The organism is Gordonia sp. (in: high G+C Gram-positive bacteria) (genome assembly GCF_049647785.1).
Taxonomy (GTDB): domain Bacteria; phylum Actinomycetota; class Actinomycetes; order Mycobacteriales; family Mycobacteriaceae; genus Gordonia.
In genome coordinates, this window is record NZ_JBARYI010000066.1 from 1 (window position 1) to 19,984 (window position 19,984).

Sequence of the window (19,984 nt, forward strand, 5' to 3'; positions counted from 1 at the left end):
GCGGGAATCGACGCATCATGCGAGAACGCGCACGCGAGGTCTTTTCGGTTGGGGGACGAAAGGTCCCGAGCCACCCCGCGAGGGCTCGGGACCTTTCGTCAGCGGGCGGGCAGTTAGCCGCCGGGCGTGAGATTCACGTCTGCAGTCCGTCGCCAATTTCGCTTGGCGGGTTTTGCCGGTCCGAGGAAATCGTCGATGACCGGACCGAAGGTATCGGCGTTCATCACCAGATCGATGTGGCCACCGTCGTGGACGTGGAGGGTGGGGCGCGGCAGACCGGTCTTGAGGATGCGGGCATTGACCATCGGAATGATTGGGTCGTCAGTACCGGCAATAATCAATGTCCGCTGACGGATGGTGGGAAGTGCAAACAGTGAAGTCCACACGGCCCCAGCCATCAACTGGTGCACGTAACCCTTGAACGAACCGGCATGCAGCTGCCGAATGAAGAGTTCGGCAACATCCTGGCCGCTATTGCGGACCACGCCGCCGTACAGTTCACCTGCGATCTTCGCACTGTAGGCGGGATCGCTGAATCGCTTGGGCGTCAACATCTTCGACAGCACCTTGGGACTGCCCGGCACCATGATGGCACCGGTACCGGTGCCGACCAGAATCAGCCGGCGGCATCGACGTGGGTTCTGAAACGCGAACTGCTGCGCGAGCGCACCGCCCCACGATAGCCCCAAAATGTCGACAACCCCGATGTGGAGGCGGTCGAGGACCCGACCCAGCACCCATGCCAGATATGGAAATCCGTACGGCAGCGGCGAGGTCGGAGATTCGCCGGTGCCTGGAACGTCGAACCGGACGACAGGCCGATTCGGATCCAAGTTTTCGACGAGGGGGTCCAGCACTTCGAGGCTCGCACCGATCCCGTTACACAGCACGAGCGGAATGCCGATTCCGCGACGGTACCGGATACGAATCCGCTGGCCACCGGTGGCGAGATAGATGTCGCCGGAAGCGATGTCGGCTGTCTGCGACGAGGGGGGCACGACATCTCCAGTCGTTGTGGGGTCGGTATTCTCGGTGATTCCGGTATCAGTGGTCATCAGCCTGATCAGTCCTCAAGAACGTACGTGCCGGGGGCCGGTGCGAGGGGTTCGAAACCTGCAGCGCCGAGGGCGGACGGAGCGTCGACCTCTGCGCCACCGTGAGCGGCAAGCCAGGCAAGGTGATCGGGCCACCAGGAGTCCGACTGCTTCTCGGCGGTCTTGAGCCACTCGTCGGCGTCGAGTTCATGGTCTACCTGCGCCGTGTGGAACGAGGCGCGCGGGTTGCCGGGCGGGTTGACCAGCGACGCGATGTGCCCACTGGTTGACAAGACGTACCGGTTGTCCTTGCCACCGAGCAGTGCGGCGCTGCGGTAGGTGGCTTGCCACGGGCAAATGTGATCGGCAATTCCGCCGATGACGTACGAATCGCATTCGACGGTGCCGAGATCGATGGGCGTGCCCAGCATTGTGGCCTGACCAGCGGTGATCAGATCGTTGTTGATCGCCATCGTGACCATGTCCTTGTGCAGGGCGGCGGTCATGCGGGTGGTGTCGGCGTTCCAGAACAGGACATCGAAAGCGGCTGGTGGTCGGCCCTGGATGTAGTTGTTCACCCAGTACCTCCACACCAGATCGGTAGGCCGTAGCCAAGCGAACATCTCGGCCATCGCCCGTCCATCCAGGTAGCCCTTGCTCGACGATTGGCGAATCGCGGCCTCGGCAGCGCGCTCACTGATCGACGCGGCAAAGCCCGCCTGATTCTGATCGAGCACGGTGACGGCGAGCGACAGCGAGGCAACCTTGTCGGCCTTGCCGATTGCCGACAGGTGCGCCACGACCATCGAGGCGAGGATGCCGCCCGAGCAGGTACCCGAAAGGTTGGTCTGGTCGGCACCGGTAATGGTCTGGGTCGCGTCGATCGCATCGATGATGGCTTGGCCGTACTCGTCGAAGCCCCAGTCGCGATGGCGGGCCTTTGGGTTGCGCCAGGAAATGACGAAAACCTGCTGGCCACCTGCCACGTAGTACTCGATCATGCTGCGCTTCGGAGCAATGTCCATGATGTAGTACTTGTTGATCACCGGCGGGACCATCAGCAGCGGCACTTCGCTGACTTGCTTGGTCCGCGGGGCGTACTGGATCAACTCGAACATCCGAGTCCGCAGCACCACGGTGCCTTTAGTGGCGGCGACGGTTTCGCCGACGTTGAATGCATCGGGTTCCACCATGGCGGGCACACGCGGCTTGGAAGCCATGTCGCGAACGAATGCCTTAAAGCCGCGGTAAGCGGAGATGCCGCCGGTGTCGATGAGCGCCTTCCAACCGAGCGGATTAAGCGCCAGGTTGTTGGTCGGCGAGAGTCCTTCGATGATGTTGTCGAGAACGAAGCGGACCTTTTCAGCGTCACGCCAGTCGAGATCGGCCGCCGCGTACAACTGCTCCACAGTATCGGACGCGGCCAGGTAGGCCTGTTCGACGCGGTGCAGCACCGGATTATGAGTCCATGCCGGATCGCTGAAGCGCTTGTCCGACCTGGCGGGGGCGCGGTTGGAACGCCCGGCAACGATGTTGCCGAGTTCTTTCGCGAGGCCGCCACCTCTCTCCGCGAGTGTCACCGGTTGCTTCGCCAACGACAGGCCAAACCGGGCGAGTGGCGCGACCGGTGCCATCCGACCGGCGAACGACTTGGTGGAGTTGGTGAGAAGCAGGTCTAGGGGAGCGGCGATCTCGTTGGCCGCATGTTGGTTTTGTGCGATGGTCATTGCTCAAACACCTGAAGTCGTTGCGGATGGGACTGAGATCTCGCGCTTCATGATCTTGCCGGTGGCACCGGTGGGGAGCGCTTCGACAAACCAAATCTGGCGCGGGTACTTGTAGGCGGCGACGCGTTCCTTGACGTAATTGCGGAGTTCGTCTTCGGTGACGGTGGCACCTGGCTTCAGAGCGACGGCGGCACCGACGTCCTCACCAAGTGATTCGTGGGGAACAGCGACGACGGCTGCCGCTGCGACATCCGGGTGCTCGTACAGGACTTCTTCCACCTCGCGCGGGTAGATGTTCATTCCGCCACGAATGATCATGTCCTTGGTGCGGTCGACGATCCGGTAGTAGCCGTCGGCGTCCTTGGTGCCCACATCTCCGGTTGAGAACCAGCCCTGGCTGTCAATGGCCTCGGCGGTCGCTTCGGGAAGCTGCCAGTAGCCCTTCATGACGTTCTGGCCCTTGATCTGGATCTCGCCCGGCTCGTCGACCGCAACTTCGTTGCCTTCGGTGCCGATGATGCGCATCTCGACGCCCTCGATGGGGGTGCCGATGGTGCCGGCCTTGCGCTCGAGGTGGGGGTGGTTGAAGCAGGCGACTGGCGACGTTTCCGACAGGCCGTAGCCTTCCAAGATGATGGCGTCGAAAATGCTCTCGAAATCGGTGATGACCTGAGCGGGGAGTGCAGCGCCACCGGAGACGCACACACGCAGTGAGCTGGTGTCGTCGGAGGGGCGGCGTGCCGCGATCAGCGCGGAGTACATGGTCGGGACGCCGATGAAGACGGTCACCTTATCTGCGGCGATCGAATCCAACACGGCGACCGGATCGAATCGGGGAACCAAGGCGAGCGTGGCCTGCGCGGTGACAGCAGCGTTCAGCCCACAGGTAAGACCGAAAACGTGGAACAGCGGCAGGCAACCCATAACGATGTCGTCGGAGGTCTCCTTGATCAGGGTGCGCGCAGTGATTTCCGCGTTGCTGACCAAACCGAGATGAGTGAGTTCGGCACCCTTCGGCTTACCGGTGGTACCGGACGTGTGCAGGATGACAGCGGTGTCGGAGCCTGCGCTGGGGTACGGGGCTACCTGCGGCGCGACGGCGTCGATGGCCTTCTGTAGTTCATCGTCGACGAGGAAGCATGTCGCGCCCGCGGACTCGGCACCCGCCTTGGCCTCGTCGGCGAAGGTGGGGGTCGCGAGGAGGATCGACGCGGTGGTATTCGACAGGTAGAACGAAATCTCCCGCGACTTGAGGAGCGGGTTCATTGGAACGGCAACCGCGCCAGCGCGGAGGATTCCGTAAAAGAGCGTTGCGAACTCGGGGACGTTCGGCATCATGAGCCCGACACGATCACCGGGGCGAATGCCGCGATCGTTGAGCCACGTGGCGACCTTGGCTGCGGCCTGGTCGAACTCGGCATAGGTCATGGCGATATCGCCGCACTTGAGCGCAGTCTGATCGGGTCGTGCTCCGGCTGCTTCGACCAGGTTGAGGCTGAGGTTCGCCACGGGGTGCTCGCTTCCAATTTGGGGAGATTTTTGCTTCTCCTCAATGGTGCGCTCGTCCTCGATCATTACCTATGGTGCGGACGCTAACGTACTGGCCGGTTAGGTGTGCATACGCACAATGCTTGGGAGCGTGTAAGCCCGTTCACTCTTTGTTGACGGCTAATCGCGCATCGACCTCGAAGGCGAGGCACAGTTCGGCCACCTCTCGCGGTGACGATGTCGATCGCAGTGTCAGTTCCTCGATCCGACGCAGTCGGTGTCGGATGGTGTTGCGGTGGACAAACAGTTCTTCGGCGGTGGCGTTGACATTGCCGTCGGCGTTGACCCAGGCCCGAAAGGTCTCGAACAGTGGTTTTCGGTCTTCTTCAGGGAGCGCGTATAGATTGTGCAGCACCGACTTTGCCAGACCGGTGCTGACCTCTGGCGTGCTGACCGCAGCGATCCCGAGCACCGAACCGTCGAACTCGGTGACCCCGGAACCGGGGGCGTGCCGGGCCAGTCGGGCGAACTTCAACGCCGAAGCGGTCTCCAAGAGATCGTCGAACAGTGCGCTGACGCCGATCCGCCCGGGGGTGAGTCTGGCGAACAGATTGAGGGTTTGGCGGCGATGCTCGGCCGTTGGAACATGCACGAGCCCAATCTGCTCGCCGGGGAGCAGCCGCCATGCCGAGTAGACGTCCAGCCCGCGCAGTTGGCTTTCGATGGTGGGGAGCGGCTGCTTGCCGATTCCGTCGGTGGCGGCGGCGACCACCATGTAGGGACCGCGTGTGGGGAGCCGCAGCAGCGCCGCAATTTCCCACAGTGTGGTGCGCGAGGCGATGCGTCCTTCCAAGAGGTGCTCGGTGAGAGCGGCCCGTTCGGCGGCGTCGTCGAGGATCTGCTCGGTGGTGTGGGCGCGGTGGGCGTCCGCGACCTCGCGGGTAAAGGTGTCGTACGCGTTCCACACTCGCTCGGTCGCGGCAAGTACCGCGTGCCGCGAGAACGATCGGTCCGCTTCGGCGATGGTCCGGAGCTCGCGCCACAGGTCTTGAAATGCAATGCGGTAGGCGTGCATTAAGGCCGGCAACGGCACACCGAGTTCGGCGCGGGAGGCTCCGGTCCGGCGAGCGGACTCGGTCACGAAGTCTTCGTCGCCGACGATGCCGGAGATCACGTCGTTCAGGTTTGCCCGGACGACGCTGGCGGTCAACTCGCTGGTGACGGTGCCCGAGCTGGAGTAGTAGTCGATCTCGGATTTGATGGCCTTGGTGACTCGGTCAACCAACAGGTCGAGACGCGAGGACAGGACTTCACCCAGTCGGGCGAGTTCCGCAACGACCGCGGGTGGTTCCGGAGAGCGGGCAGACCGCGACGAAACTGGGGACACTCCTCGATTGTCCCCGGTGCCCACGTCTTGATGCTGGGAAATGGCTAGCCGGGCGTGTTCGGCCGGGTGATCGGCGCGGTGGGGTGTGCGATGGTGCTTCGTCAGTAGACTCGACGGCGTGAGTAAGCCAATTCCCACCCCGTATGAGGATCTGCTTCGTCAGGTGATGGAGACAGGTACGCCGAAAGCCGATCGGACCGGCACCGGAACCCGCAGTGTTTTCGGCCATCAGATGCGGTTTGATCTGTCTGAGGGCTTCCCGCTGATCACCACCAAAAAGGTGCACCTGAAGTCGATCATCTACGAACTGTTGTGGTTTCTGCGCGGTGATTCCAACGTGCGTTGGCTGCAAGAGCGCGGCGTCAGCATTTGGGATGAATGGGCATCCCCGGAAGGCGAACTCGGACCGGTTTATGGCGTGCAGTGGCGCAACTGGCCGACCCCCTCGGGGGAGCACATCGACCAGATCGCAACAGCCCTTGCGACGTTGCGCACCAACCCCGATTCGCGGCGAAACATTGTGTCGGCGTGGAACGTTGGCGAGATCCCGCAAATGGCGCTGCCACCGTGTCATGCCTTTTTTCAGTTTTACGTTGCCGACGGCAAGCTGAGCTGCCAGCTGTATCAGCGCAGTGCGGACCTGTTCCTCGGTGTGCCTTTCAATATCGCCTCGTACGCATTGCTCACGCACATGATGGCGCAGCAAGCAGGCCTGGAGGTCGGGGACTTTGTCTGGACGGGCGGCGACTGCCACATCTACGACAACCATGTCGATCAAGTGCGTGAACAACTCTCGCGCGATCCGTTGCCATACCCGACATTGGAACTGCGCCAGGCCGACTCAATTTTCGACTACGACTTCGACGATTTCCAGGTCGTCGGTTATCAGTCGCACCCGGCAATCAAGGCGCCGGTTGCTGTTTGACGCGCGTTAGGAGGCTGACATGAGCATCGCATTGGTTTGGGCGCAGGATCGTGCTGGCGCCATCGGTAAAGCCGGGACCATTCCGTGGCGCGTCCCGGAAGACATGAAGCATTTTAAGGAGATCACCGGGAACGGCACGGTGATCATGGGTCGTAAAACGTGGGAGTCACTGCCCGCTTCGTTCCGCCCACTTCCCGGACGCCGGAACATTGTCATCACCCGCACCGCTGACTATCAGGTCGATGGCGCGGAGATTGCCGATGGCCTGGACTCGGCACTCGCGGCGGCCGGTCATGTGGCAGCAGTGATCGGTGGCGGCCAGATTTATGCCGCGGCCATGGACTTGGCGACTCACCTCCGGGTTACGGAGATCGATGTCCTTGTCGAAGGCGCGGATGCGTTCGCGCCGCCGGTCGATCCGGACCGCTGGACCGCGGTATCGGTCGGGGACTGGCTGTACTCGTCGACCGGCACCATCTACCGCTTCGTCGACTACCTTCGACGCTGACTCCTTCGATCAGTCTCACCTGCAATGATGCGGTCGAGATTGTCGTCGTCGTCCGCTATGGTCGGGTCGTCAGGAGGGTGAGTAGAGGTGCTGAATCTTGAGCTCGAGATTGGCGATTGGGCCACGTGGGTCGGCTCGCTGGGAACGTTGGGTGCGTTCACCGTGGCGTTCTGGCAAATTCACCGTGAACGCAGTGCGCGAAAGACCAGGGAGGCGTACGAGGCCCAGGCTCGAAGACGCGAACACGTTGACCGCGTGTCAGTGTGGGTCCACGACGGCAATGTCCATGTCAATAATGGGTCCGGCCACTCGCTGCATGGAGTACGTGTTCACGACGGCAAGAACACCATCGCGGAGTGGTCACACCTCCCGCCGGGCCTTCACAGCCGCGGACCCACAGATGTTGCCGAAGGCACCCCGCACGTCGTCTTCACTGACGTGCGCGGAGACCGGTGGTCTCGGGCGCCGGGTGCCCACCCGAAACTTGAACCCGGGGCCGCGCGGACAACTTCTGAGTCTTCCTGATCGAATGGGCCGATGAGCTGGTTTGAGAACGGTGACGACTACGCCGCGCATCGCCCGACGTACCCGACTGGGCTGGTCGATGCCCTCCTAGCCGTAGTCCCGACAACCGATCTTGCCGTCGACGTGGGTTGCGGTACTGGGCAGCTCACGGCAATGCTCAGCTCGGCGTTCGACACAGTTATCGGTCTGGACCCGTCGGAGGACCAAATACGGCATGCACAGCCCGCCGCCAACATCGATTACCGGGTCGGGACGGCCGACCGTTTGGACGTTGAGGACTCGGCAGCATCGTTGATCACCGTCGCACAGGCGGCGCACTGGTTCGACCTTCCGGCGTTTTACCGCGAGGTGCGCCGGATCGCCGCCGCAGATGCGATTATCGCGTTAATCACCTACGGCGTCGTCGTGCTGGACGATGACCTGACCGCGCGCTTTTCTCGCTTTTACCGTGACGAGATTGGACCGTACTGGCCGCCGGAGCGGTGTCACGTTGATAACGCGTACGCCGACCTCGACTTTCCCTTTCCGCGGATCGAGGCCCCCTCCGTGGTAATTGAACGATCGTGGACCCTCGCTGATTTCGTGGGCTATCTCAATACTTGGTCTGCGGTGCGTCGAGCGCGCGAAGCCGGGGTCACCGACCTCGTCGATCGCCTCGCAACTGACTTGCAGCCTCAATGGGGAGCGCAGCGACGCCCAGTCCGCTGGCCAGTCACGATCCTGCTTGGGCAGATCTTGTGAGTGGGCTAATCAGGTCGCACAGTCCCGGAGTTGGGGACCTCTCGGGGTCGCAGGCTCGTCGAATTGCGCTCGCCGCACAGGGATTTATCGATAGACGACCCGCCGGAGAGCCGACGCGGACGCATCTGAAGCGGGTCGTCGATCGGACGCGGCTGCTCCAAATGGACTCGGTGAACATCTTGGCCCGCGCGCACTACCTGCCCGCATTCTCGCGGCTCGGTTCGTACGATCCCGACCTCCTCGATCGTGCGGCCTGGCGTCCAACGGCACGCAGGCCACGTCTGCTGGTGGAGTACTGGGCGCACGAGGCGGCCTTGATTCCGGTCGACGATTGGCCGCTGTTTGGCTGGCGCATGGATGAGTACCGCGACGGTCGCTATCGTCATACTCGAGAAATCTTGCAGCGCAACCGCTCGCAAGCGAATGATGTGCTTGCCGTCATCGCTGAAAGTGGCCCGATGATGCCGCGCGATATAGAAGAGGTACTCGGGGTGGTGCGGTCGAAGAGTGAACGTGGGTCGTGGTGGACCCGCGGCGAGGTCAAGCACCTGTGCGAGGCGCTCTTCGCGTCCGGCACCTTATCGGCCGTTCGCAGTGAACACTTTCACCGGTTCTACGATCTCGCCGAGCGGGTAGTCGGACCCGAACGCCTGAGCGTCACGGTCGATCGACGAGATGCGCACCGCGAACTTGTCGCGCGGGCCGCCGCCGCCCACGGGATTGCGACTGTGGCCGACCTAGCCGACTACTACCGACTCAAGGCGGCCGAGGTTCGGGAGGTGGTAACTGACCTCGTCGACGTCGGTGTGGTGCAGCCGGTCACGGTCGAAGGCTGGGACGAGACTGGCTATCTGCACCGAGACGCGCGAGTGCCCAAGACGGTGGACGCCTCCGCACTTCTATCGCCCTTCGATCCGCTGGTCTTCTTCCGCCCACGCACTCAGCGGCTATTTGGCTTCCACTACCGCATCGAGATTTATGTTCCGGCGCACAAGCGGATCCACGGCTACTACGTGCTGCCGTACCTGATGGGCGAGGATCTCGTCGCACGCGTCGACCTCAAAGCAGATCGGGCAGCGGGCGTTCTCCGCGTACTGTCCGCGCATGTGGAGCCGGGCGTCGATCGTGTCGAAGTCGCACGGTCATTGACCGCAGACCTGGCCAAGCTGGCGCACTGGCGAGGGTTGAGTGCCGTCGACGTAATCGACAAAGGGGAGCTCGGTCCGCACTTGCGCGCTGCGGCAACACAATAGGGTGGAGTCATGGATCCCAAGATGGACCGGAAGCCGCATCTGCCGCTCGATGGCGTCCGTGTGCTGGAGCTCGGAAACTACATCGCCGCACCCACCGCCGGGCGCATGCTCGCCGATTTCGGCGCCGAAGTCATCAAGATTGAACGTGAGAGCGGCGACGAACTACGCAACTGGCGGTTGTACGACGGCGACACCTCGATGCTGTTTCGGACGATCAATCGAAACAAGAAGTCGGTCGTCCTCGACCTGCGCACCGAGGAAGGCCGCGAGGACGTGAAGACCCTTGCGGCACAGTGCGATGTGGTTCTCGAGAATTTCCGTCCGGGGACCCTCGAGAAGTGGGGGATCGGTCCCGAACAGCTCAGCGAAGCCAACCCGGAACTGATCTTCGTGCGGATCTCGGCGTTCGGCCAGACAGGGCCCTACTCGGAGCGTCCGGGTTTTGCCGCCGTCGCCGAGGCGTACGGCGGATTCCGCGAACTAGTGGGTGACCCGGACCGACCGCCCGTGCGGGTCGGTGTCTCGATCGGGGATTCCATCGCCGGACTGTATGGGGCGTTCGGTGCCGTCATGGCCCTTTACGAGCGACTCCGTATCCGCGACACCGAAGATAGGCCGCTACCGTTGGCGGACCGCATTGTTGACGTGGCATTGAATGAGGCGATCTTCTCGATGATGGAGTCGCTGGTGCCCGACCTCGGGGCGTACGGCGTGAAGCGCGAACGCACCGGCGGACGGATGGAGGGCATCGCGCCGTCGAACGGCTACCTGTGCGTGGACGGCAGTTCGGTGGTGATCTCAGGTAACGCCGACGCGATCTTCCCGCGCTACATGCGTGCCATCGGACGGGACGATCTTGCCGACGATCCCGACCTTGCCAACAACGATGGTCGTTGGCGACGGCGCGATGAGATCGATGACGCGATCGGTGCGTGGACGGGTACGCGCTCGCGCGCAGAAGTACTCGCCGTGCTCGATGAAGCGGCGGTCCCGGCCGGACCGATCTATACGGCCGCAGATATCGTCGGCGACGAGCAGTACAAGGCGCGCAACATGATTCAGGAGTTCCACGTTGATGCCGGTGGGGCTGAGCCCACCCGCGTCGCGTTCCCCGGCATTGTGCCGGTGCTTGGCGGGCAGTCGTTGCCGATCCGGTCGGTCGGACCCGATCTCGGCGAGCACACGGACGAGATCCGGAAGCGTTTCCTGAGTGATAGGGACGGGCAATGACCGACTATTCCCGCGTTTCCCTCCGCGATGTGACCTTGCGCGACGGGCTCCAATTGACGGGCAAGGTTCTCGACGTTGACGTGCGCGTCGACCTTGTTCGCACTTTGCTGACCGCCGGGATTCCAGAACTGGAGATCGGTTCCATGGCACGCCCGGATCTGGTGCCGCCGATGGCTGGCAGTCTCGACATCGTCGCCGCGTTGACGCCGGAAGAACTTGAGCACTGCTGGGTGTGGGTCGCTACTCCGCGTCACGTTGCGAAGGCAGCGGCCGCGGGCGTGCGGAACTTTCAGTACTGCCTGTCGGTTTCGGATGCGCACAACCGAGCCAATATCGGCCGCACCGCAGAAGACAGCGTGGCGGCCATGCCGGAGGCGATCGCGATCGCGAAAGAGGTCGGTGGGCGAATCCAGCTGACCCTCGCCACGTCGTTTACGTGCCCGTTCGACGGTCCCGTGGATCCAGATCGGGTCCGCGGGATTGTCGCCGATCCGCGGACGGCGGGTGCTGACGATGTGGTCCTGGCCGACACCCTCGGCCAGGCATACCCGAGCGAGGTTCGGGAACTGTTCTCGACCATCGAAGCAAAGGACCGTCGGCTTGTATTCCACGGCCACGACACGTGGGGGATGGGTGTCGCGAACTCCCTGGCGGCTGCCGACGGCGGTGCCGAAGTGGTCGATGGCGCGCTCGGCGGTCTGGGCGGCTGCCCCTTCGCGCCCGGTGCCAGCGGTAATACGGCCAGCGAGGACCTGCTTTTTGCGACCCGCCCCGACTATCTGACGCCGGACGTCCTCGCCGACCTGGTGAAGGCAGGGGAGAAGCTCCTGACGCGGGTTGACGAGCAGTCGCGGTCACGGACGGCGCAGGGCGCGAGGTCTAAGGCGGACGCTTTCGCCTGGGTGATCGGGGAACAGTAGACTTCCACCCGCATACCAAAGGAAGGGTGGACAGTTGTCTGTCACGCACAACGGCAAGACCTATCAGCTCGTCATGTTCGACCTCGATGACACGCTTGCGCCGTCGAAGACGCCGATGAGCGACGAGATGGTCGACCTGTTCCGCGAATTGCTGGCCGACAGCATGGCCTGCATCATTTCCGGTGGTCAGTACGGCCAGTTCCAGTCGCAGGTCCTTGATCGGCTGGGCGAATTCCCGGACCGGGGCAACCTGCACCTGATGCCGACCAACGGCACTCGCTACATTCGGTGGTCGGGCAGCGACTGGGAGACGGTGTACGCCGAAGACCTTTCCGAAGATCAGAAGTCCCGCGCGATGAGCGTCGTCGAAGAGGGTGCCCGCAGCCTCGGTTTATGGGAAGAGAAGACGTGGGGTCCGATCCTCGAGGATCGCGGTAGCCAGGTCACCTTCTCCGCGCTGGGACAGGCCGCACCCGTCGACGCCAAGGCCGCGTGGGACCCGGACGGCCGCAAGAAGGAATCGCTTCGCGTCTATGCGGCCGAACGACTGTCGGACCTGGAAGTTCGCAGCGGTGGTTCGACATCGGTCGACATCACCGCCAAGGGCATCGACAAGGCCTACGGCGCGCGTCGACTCATGGAAATCGTCGGCCTCAACCTCGACGACATCCTGTTCTTCGGCGACCGGCTCGACGAAGGCGGCAACGACCGTCCCGTCGCTGACCTGGGCATCGACTCGATCCACGTTCACGGCTGGGAAGACACATACGCCCAACTCGGAGCCATCGTTCGTCGTTAGTCCCGCTAGCGTTCATCCGTACTTTGGGCCCAATATGTGGGCCCAAAGTACGGATGTAGCAGTACCCGTCCGGTCTGAGAGGAATTGACTTGTCTGAATTGGTGCCACTGAAGGTTCAGTTGGTTGCGGCAACGCAGTTCATGCCTCCGGCCGTCGACTGGGAGACGGACTCGGACGGTGCCGAAGCGCTCATCGAATTTGCCGGTCGTGCCTGCTACGAGAGCTGGGCCAAACCGAACCCGCGCACAGCCACCAACGCCGGGTACCTGCGGCACGTTCTCGAAGTGGGCCACACCTCGTTGTTTGAGCACGCAACCTGCACTTTCTACATCACCGGGATCTCGCGGTCGTGCACACACGAACTGATCCGGCACCGACACTTTTCGTACTCGCAGCTCTCGCAGCGGTTTGTGCCCGAACACGACTCCAATGTGGTGGCACCGCCCGCGATCAGAGGAGATGACGAACTTGAAGGGCTTTTCATCAAGGCGACCGACGCCGCCCGCGAGGCCTACAGCGAACTCCTAGCTGGCCTGGAAGCCAAGTTCGCTGACGTCCCCAACGCCATCCTCCGGCAGAAGCAGGCACGACAGGCAGCACGCTCGGTACTGCCGAATGCGACCGAGACTCGCATCGTCGTCACCGGCAACTTTCGGGCATGGCGACACTTCATCGGGATGCGAGCCACCGAGCACGCGGACGTCGAAATTCGTCAACTCGCGATCGAATGTCTTCGGCAACTGCGCGAGGCCGCACCGACAGCGTTCGGAGACTTCGAAATCAGCGAACTCGCCGACGGCAGCGAAGTGGCGACTTCGCCCTTCGTTTTTGAGGGCTGATCGCTGCATTATCCGTGTCAGAAGGTAGCGTGAGCGGCATGAACTCCGCTGACTCAGGAACCTCGGAACACCCGTTCGGGACAGTCTCGGTGGCAATGGTGACCCCGCTCACCGCGCAGGGCGCAGTTGATTTCGACAAAGCAGCTGAATTGGCAACGCACCTGGTTGACAACGGATGCGATGCCATCGTCGTCAACGGCACCACCGGCGAATCTCCGACCACTACCGTCCAAGAAAAGAACGACCTTTTGCGCGCCGTCAGCCAGGCCGTCGGCGATCGCGCCAAGATCGTCCACGGAGCTGGAAGCTATGACACGGCCGAATCGGTCCGGCGAGCCCGGGAGGCCGAAGCTCTCGGCGCTGACGGACTGCTGATCGTCACGCCGTACTACAGTAAGCCGCCGCAGTCCGGGGTCCTCGCGCACTTTCGCGCGGTAGCGGACGCCTCCAGTCTGCCGGTGATGCTCTACGACATTCCGCCGCGTTCGGTGATCCCCATCGAAACCGAGACGATCCTCCGGCTCGCCGAACACCCAAACATTAAGGCGGTGAAGGACGCGAAGAGCGACCTGCACGCCGCCGCCAAGATCATGGCCGCCACCGACCTGGAATACCTGTCGGGGGAAGACGCGCTGAACCTGCCCTGGTTGTCGATTGGGGCCACCGGTTTCGTTAGCGTGATCGGCCATCTGGTTCCGGGCCGCCTGCGGGACATGCGTGCGGCAGTGCTGGCTGGCGATCTGGCGACCGCACGGACTCTGGCGACCTCGATGTCGCCACTCGTCGACGCGATGGGCCGCCTCGGCGGCGTGACCATGGTGAAGACCGCTTTGCGCATTACCGGTCTGGAGGTGGGGAATCCGCGATTGCCGCAGGTCGCAGCCGAACCCACTCAGATCGAATCTCTCATCTCCGACCTGCGCGCAGCAGAGGTGATCTCTTAATGTCAGAATCTCGTTCGTCCGGCGACAGTAATTCGCAAGATGGAGCTAAGCAGTCGCGTCGCCGGGTTTCCCGCAAGGCGGGCCCGCCCGTCCAGAAAGAGGCGAAGAAGGGTGCCGCCAAGAAGTTGTCGCCGCAGGTCGCAGCGGCGACGGGGTCCGGCGTGACCGGCGACGTCATTGATCGACTACCGGCCCCGCCCAAGCTTCCGCAGGGTGGTCTGCGAATCGTCGCGCTCGGCGGTATCGGCGAAATTGGCCGCAACATGACGGTTTTCGAGTACGGCGGCAAACTGCTTATCGTCGACTGCGGCGTGTTGTTCCCCGAAGACCAGCAGCCGGGCGTCGACCTGATCCTGCCCGACTTTAGCTACATCGAAGACCGGGTCCAGGACATCGAAGCGGTCGTCTTGACCCACGGCCACGAAGACCACATCGGTGCCGTGCCGTTTTTGCTCAAGCTCCGAGCTGACATCCCGATTGTCGGCTCGCGATTCACCCTCGCCCTGGTGGCCGCGAAGAGTCGCGAACACCGGTTGCGCCCCAATCTCATCCAGGTCGTCGAAGGCGATCGGCAGAGCTACGGCGTGTTCGACTGCGAGTTTTTTGCCGTCAACCACTCCATTCCCGATGCCCTCGCCGTCGCGATTCGTACCCCCGCCGGCCTCGTCCTGCACACCGGCGACATCAAACTCGACCAGTTGCCGCTCGACAACCGCCTCACCGACCTCGCGGGCTTCTCCCGACTGGGCGACGAAGGTGTCGACCTATTCCTGGTGGACTCGACCAACGCCGAGGTGCCGGGTTTCGTGATGCCCGAGCGTGAGATCGGTGGTGTCCTCGACAATGTGATCGGCAAGGCTCGACAACGCGTGATTGTGGCGTCGTTTGCCAGCCACGTGCACCGCATCCAGCAGATCGTCGACGTTGCGCATCGACACGGCCGCCGCGTCACGTTCGTGGGCCGCTCGATGGTTCGCAACATGCAGATTGCCCAAGACCTCGGGTACTTGACGGTCCCCGAGGGCGTCATCGTCGATATGGACACGGCGGCAACCCTGCCGGATCACCGTCTCGTCCTTATCTCGACGGGCTCGCAGGGGGAACCGCTGTCGGCGCTCTCGCGGATGGCCCGCGGCGAGCACCGCCAAATCAACATTCGGGCCGATGACCTTGTTGTCTTGGCATCGTCGTTGATCCCCGGAAATGAGAACTCGGTCTTTGCCGTCGTGAACGGGCTCGCCAAGCGCGGCGCGACGGTCGTAACTCAGGCGAGTGCCAAGGTGCACGTGTCCGGTCACGCCTCGGCTGGCGAACTGTTGTACCTGTACAACGCCGTCCGACCGTCCAATGCGATGCCGGTGCACGGTGAATGGCGTCACCTGCGCGCCAACGCCGCGCTCGCTGAGGCGACGGGTGTTCCCGCCGACCGGATTGTGCTTGCCGAGGACGGTGTTGTTGTCGATCTCGTGGACGGACGCGCGCAGATCACCGGTCGTGTGCCCGTCGGTTACGTCTACGTCGATGGCCTGTCCGTCGGTGATGTTGGCGATTCGACCCTTTCGGACCGCCTGGTCCTGGGGGAGGGCGGTTTCATATCGATCTCGGTCGCCGTGGATGCGGCGACCGGTGCGCGCATTTCCAAGCCGACGGTGTCCGGACGTGGCTTCTCCGATGATCCCGGGGCCCTGTCGGCCGCCGCGGATCTCGTGGACAAGGCGCTGACCGAACTCGCGAACGAGGGAGTCACCGATACCCATCGAATCGCACAAACGGTCCGGCGCGTGGTTGGCCGCTGGGTGGCTGAAAAGTACCGCCGTCGTCCGATGATTGTCCCGACCGTGATCGCAGTGGGGGAAAACAGGTGAGTCTTGCCCGGTCGGAGCGGTCGGCCCTCGTCGATACGATGCGTGCGACGGGTCCGGACGCACCGACCCTGTGCGCGGGGTGGAACACCCGCGACCTGGCGGTGCACCTGATTATGCGGGAGCGTCGCCTCGACGCGACCGCGGGCATCTTTGTGGGTGCGCTCGCCTCGCACACGGCTGCCGTCACCGAGAGTTACGCGGATACACCGTGGGAAGAGTTACTGGTTCAACTGGCGCAGGGACCTCCGTGGTATTCGCCGTTCCGGGTAGCCGATCGCTACCTGAACCTCGCCGAGATGTTTGTCCACCACGAGGACGTGCTGCGCGGAGCCGAGGCCCCCGACGCTTCGGTGACACCGCGCGATCTCTCTCCAGAGTTGGTGCAGGCACTCAGTTTCCCGCTGCGCACAGTCGGCAAGCGGATCATGGCGGCCTCTCCGGTGCGGGCCACCATGACGACCGCAGATGGTCGCGAAGTGATGTCCGTTGGTCGGGGAGAGCCGGTCTCGGTGACCGGAACGATCGGCGAGTTGCTCTTGTTTTCGTTTGGTCGGGCACCCGTCGATGTGAAGTTTGCGGGTCCTTCCACGGCAATCGCGAGTCTTCGGAGCGCGCAACGTCGGTTGTGATCAGGTCACGGAATCGACACAAGCGACACCATCGCGTGTTGCCAGTGTGATTATTGTGATCAATGGGCACTAGGCTGGGGGCCATGGCTTCCAATGCTTCTACGCGCAGCCGCTCGGGTTCCACGAGCGGTAAACCACGCAGCGGCGCCGCACGCGGGGGAACTCGAGCGAGCGCAACTGGGTCAAAACCTTCTGCGTCAAACCGATCCGGATCAAACCGAAGCGGATCGTCGAAGAATGGAGCCACCGCCCGCGGCGGGGCGCGCAAGCAGCCAGCCCAAGGCGGTTCGACCGCACGTCGACCTGCGCATTCGCAAGATCTCAAGCGCGCCCCCGCAGCACATCGACCTTCGGTGGCCCAAGGCCTGGGACGCGCCGCGGTTGGCAGTTGGAATCTGGCGGCACGCGGTCTCGGTAGCCTCGCCCGCATTGGCGCACACCGCGACGACGAGCCTTCTCGTCGGCGTGACGGCGTCGGGCTTGCCCTGGTCCTGGTGGCGGCGCTCATCTCCATCGGCGTGTGGTTCCGCGCATTTGGGCCGGTCGGTGGCTTCCTCGATGCCCTAGTCCGCGCCGGATTCGGCACTTTGGCTTACGTGGTGCCCGTCGTGCTGCTGGCTGTCGCTGTGCTCATCATGCGTCTGCCCGCGAACCCCGCACGACGCCTTCGCAACACCGTGGGATCGCTGCTGTTGGTCATTTCCACACTCGGACTCGCCCACCTCATGTACGGGGCACCCTCGGACTATGACGCCCGCGCGCAGTCGGCAGGCTTCTTCGGCTACATGCTGGGATCGCCGCTGACCGACGCGGTCACCGTGTGGCTGACCGTGCCGCTGTTCCTCGCGCTCGCGGGCTTCGGTTTGCTGGCACTCAGTGGCCGCACAGCCGGTGAAGTTATCGCCGCGGTGTCGTCGTACCTCGGACTCGGCATCGAGTACGACGACACTGAGTACGACGATTATGAGGACGACGAGTATGGCGACGGCGAGTACGGCGACGAGTATGCCGACGATGGCGACTACGGCCAGGCCGACGACGACCGAGGTGCCGACGCCGAATACGACAGTTACGCCGACGACAGCTACGGCGACAGCGACACCTACGAGAGCGACACCTACGGCAGCGACAACCATGGCGGCGACCGAGGGGCCCTCACCACGCGCAACTCCGACCCCTACCTGAACTATCCGCCCGACACTCGCCGGCGCGCGCGCCCAGCCGGTTCTCGTGCACGGACGCGACCGACCGCGGGTGAAGACCGCGATGCGCACATTCCGGACCTCGTGACCGAGCCCATCGAGCGCGGCGGGATGGACTTTGACGACGTCCCCGTGGACGACAATCCGACCGTCGCCTTCGATGATTTGCCCGCAGCAGTCCCGGCCGCTCCGGTCAGTCCGGCTGAGGGGTCGCGGGCGCGTCGCCGACCGGCACCGGCGACAGCACCCGACGCGTCGGTCGAACCAGAACCGCGCGCCATGCCAGCCTCGTTCGCCGACCCGTCCCTGGACTCGGACTACATCCTGCCGCCAGCGAACTTGCTGATTGCCGGCGAGCCGGCCAAGCAGGGGACCTCCGCGAACGACGAAATGATTGACCGCATCAATACGGTCCTCGAACAGTTCAAGGTCGATGCCGCTGTCACCGGGTACACGCGCGGCCCGACGGTCACCCGGTACGAGGTGGAATTGGGTCCGGCCGTCAAGGTCGAGAAGATTACCCAACTGCAGCGCAATATCGCGTACGCCGTCGCCACCGATAACGTTCGACTGCTGGCACCAATTCCGGGTAAGTCAGCCGTCGGTATCGAGGTACCGAACTCCGACCGCGAGATGGTTCGACTGTCGGATGTGCTGGCCGCGCCAGCCGTTCGGAAGGAACGACATCCCCTCGTCATCGGTCTCGGCAAAGACATCGAGGGCGACTTCGTCAGTGCGAATCTCGCGAAAATGCCGCACTTGCTGGTGGCCGGTTCCACCGGCTCGGGTAAGTCGAGTTTCGTCAACTCGATGCTTGTTTCGCTGTTGTCCCGGGCGACGCCGGAAGAAGTCCGACTGATCCTGATCGACCCCAAGATGGTGGAACTGACCCCCTACGAGGGCATTCCGCATTTGATCACGCCGATCATCACCGAGCCAAAGAAGGCAGCCGCCGCGCTGTCGTGGCTGGTCGACGAGATGGAACAGCGCTACCAGGACATGAAGGCCTCCCGTGTCCGCCACATCAACGACTTCAACGACAAGGTTCGCTCGGGTGAGATCAGCACCCCGTTGGGCTCCGAACGCGTGTACAAGCCTTACCCGTACATCGTGGCGATCGTCGATGAGCTCGCCGACCTGATGATGACCGCCCCTCGCGATGTGGAAGACGCGATCGTGCGCATCACGCAGAAGGCACGCGCCGCGGGCATTCACTTGGTCTTGGCCACCCAGCGCCCGTCGGTCGACGTCGTCACCGGGCTCATCAAAACCAACGTGCCCAGTCGTCTGGCGTTCGCGACCAGTTCGTTGACGGACTCGCGCGTGATCCTGGACCAGCCGGGCGCGGAGAAGCTAATCGGCATGGGCGACGGGCTGTTCCTGCCGATGGGTGCCAACAAACCCGTCCGCATGCAGGGCGCGTTCATTACCGACGAAGAAATCTCGGCGGTTGTCGAATTCACCCGCGAACAGTCCGAGCCGGAATACACCGAGGGCGTTACCAGTGCCAAGGCTGGCGATAAGAAGGACATCGACGCCGATATTGGTAACGACCTCGATGACCTGCTGCAGGCGATCGAACTGGTTGTGTCGAGCCAGTTCGGGTCAACGTCGATGTTGCAGCGAAAGCTCCGCGTCGGGTTCGCCAAGGCCGGCCGTCTGATGGACCTGATGGAGACCCGCGAAATCGTCGGCCCCAGCGAAGGCTCGAAGGCCCGCGAGGTCTTGGTGAAGCCCGAGGATCTGGCCGGTGTGATTGCCTCCATCACCGGCGGCGGCGACATGCCCGCCGCCGACAGCGACCCTGACAGTTCAGGGGCCTACTGATGATGACGATCACCGACTTTTTCGGTAGGCTTACACCGATCTTGGAGGGGAGTATCCCCGACTCGTAGACGTTCCCGTCAGTACGGGCCGTTGTTTCGCGCCGCCATCGGTGGCGATCAACGTTCCCGGGACCGTCGCCAG

General features: G+C 63.3%; 17 protein-coding genes. 13 read left to right on the top strand and 4 right to left on the bottom strand.

The window, feature by feature from the left end; translation table 11 throughout:
• Window positions 1-113 precede the first annotated feature (113 nt).
• The 4 genes from WBA38_RS10300 to WBA38_RS10315 form a co-directional block, all read right to left on the bottom strand.
• A complete protein-coding gene (locus tag WBA38_RS10300; RefSeq protein WP_424293653.1) occupies window positions 114-1,055 on the bottom strand; it encodes an alpha/beta fold hydrolase in 942 nt (313 codons plus the stop codon).
• Window positions 1,056-1,063: 8 nt separating this feature from the next.
• Complete coding sequence (locus WBA38_RS10305) at window positions 1,064-2,761, bottom strand: PHA/PHB synthase family protein (RefSeq protein WP_424293652.1); 1,698 nt, start codon at window positions 2,759-2,761, stop codon at window positions 1,064-1,066.
• Between the two features lie 3 nt (window positions 2,762-2,764).
• Complete coding sequence (locus tag WBA38_RS10310) at window positions 2,765-4,270, bottom strand: long-chain-fatty-acid--CoA ligase (RefSeq protein ID WP_424293651.1); 1,506 nt, start codon at window positions 4,268-4,270, stop codon at window positions 2,765-2,767.
• 142 nt (window positions 4,271-4,412) lie between these two features.
• A complete protein-coding gene (locus WBA38_RS10315; protein ID WP_424322652.1) occupies window positions 4,413-5,636 on the bottom strand; it encodes a PucR family transcriptional regulator in 1,224 nt (407 codons plus the stop codon).
• Between the two features lie 118 nt (window positions 5,637-5,754).
• On the opposite strand from WBA38_RS10315, the gene WBA38_RS10320 reads away from it, so the two are divergent.
• From WBA38_RS10320 to WBA38_RS10380, 13 genes are all read left to right on the top strand, one after another.
• Entirely contained in the window at window positions 5,755-6,561 is an 807-nt protein-coding gene (locus WBA38_RS10320; protein WP_424293648.1) for a thymidylate synthase, read from the top strand.
• 19 nt (window positions 6,562-6,580) lie between these two features.
• Window positions 6,581-7,069, top strand: a complete 489-nt coding sequence (locus WBA38_RS10325) for a dihydrofolate reductase (RefSeq protein WP_424293647.1) — start codon at window positions 6,581-6,583, stop codon at window positions 7,067-7,069.
• A gap of 87 nt (window positions 7,070-7,156) precedes the next feature.
• A complete protein-coding gene (locus WBA38_RS10330) occupies window positions 7,157-7,594 on the top strand; it encodes a hypothetical protein (protein ID WP_424293646.1) in 438 nt (145 codons plus the stop codon).
• A gap of 12 nt (window positions 7,595-7,606) precedes the next feature.
• Window positions 7,607-8,335 (top strand): class I SAM-dependent methyltransferase, encoded by a 729-nt coding sequence (locus WBA38_RS10335; protein ID WP_424293645.1) that lies wholly within the window; start codon window positions 7,607-7,609, stop codon window positions 8,333-8,335.
• A gap of 8 nt (window positions 8,336-8,343) precedes the next feature.
• On the top strand, window positions 8,344-9,588 hold the full coding sequence (locus WBA38_RS10340; RefSeq protein WP_424322662.1) for a winged helix-turn-helix domain-containing protein: 1,245 nt from the start codon (window positions 8,344-8,346) through the stop codon (window positions 9,586-9,588).
• 9 nt (window positions 9,589-9,597) lie between these two features.
• Window positions 9,598-10,818, top strand: coding sequence for a CaiB/BaiF CoA transferase family protein (locus WBA38_RS10345; RefSeq protein ID WP_424322653.1), 1,221 nt, complete (start codon window positions 9,598-9,600; stop codon window positions 10,816-10,818).
• Window positions 10,815-11,738 carry a hydroxymethylglutaryl-CoA lyase gene (locus WBA38_RS10350; protein ID WP_424294544.1) on the top strand — a complete coding sequence of 308 codons (924 nt, stop codon included), beginning with the start codon at window positions 10,815-10,817 and terminating at the stop codon, window positions 11,736-11,738. The genes WBA38_RS10345 and WBA38_RS10350 overlap by 4 nt, the downstream gene beginning before the upstream one ends.
• A gap of 34 nt (window positions 11,739-11,772) precedes the next feature.
• Window positions 11,773-12,537, top strand: a complete 765-nt coding sequence (locus WBA38_RS10355) for an HAD-IIB family hydrolase (protein WP_424294545.1) — start codon at window positions 11,773-11,775, stop codon at window positions 12,535-12,537.
• A gap of 89 nt (window positions 12,538-12,626) precedes the next feature.
• Window positions 12,627-13,376, top strand: a complete 750-nt coding sequence (gene thyX, locus WBA38_RS10360) for an FAD-dependent thymidylate synthase (RefSeq protein ID WP_424294546.1) — start codon at window positions 12,627-12,629, stop codon at window positions 13,374-13,376.
• Between the two features lie 38 nt (window positions 13,377-13,414).
• On the top strand, window positions 13,415-14,320 hold the full coding sequence (dapA, locus tag WBA38_RS10365) for a 4-hydroxy-tetrahydrodipicolinate synthase (RefSeq protein WP_424294547.1): 906 nt from the start codon (window positions 13,415-13,417) through the stop codon (window positions 14,318-14,320).
• Window positions 14,320-16,185, top strand: coding sequence for a ribonuclease J (locus tag WBA38_RS10370; protein WP_424294548.1), 1,866 nt, complete (start codon window positions 14,320-14,322; stop codon window positions 16,183-16,185). Before dapA ends, WBA38_RS10370 begins: the two co-directional genes overlap by 1 nt.
• The gene (locus WBA38_RS10375) at window positions 16,182-16,814 is read left to right on the top strand and encodes a TIGR03085 family metal-binding protein (protein ID WP_424294549.1); all 633 of its coding nucleotides are present in this window, start codon (window positions 16,182-16,184) and stop codon (window positions 16,812-16,814) included. Before WBA38_RS10370 ends, WBA38_RS10375 begins: the two co-directional genes overlap by 4 nt.
• A 365-nt stretch (window positions 16,815-17,179) precedes the next feature.
• Window positions 17,180-19,843 (top strand): DNA translocase FtsK 4TM domain-containing protein, encoded by a 2,664-nt coding sequence (locus WBA38_RS10380; protein ID WP_424322663.1) that lies wholly within the window; start codon window positions 17,180-17,182, stop codon window positions 19,841-19,843.
• The last annotated feature ends 141 nt before the right edge of the window (window positions 19,844-19,984 follow it).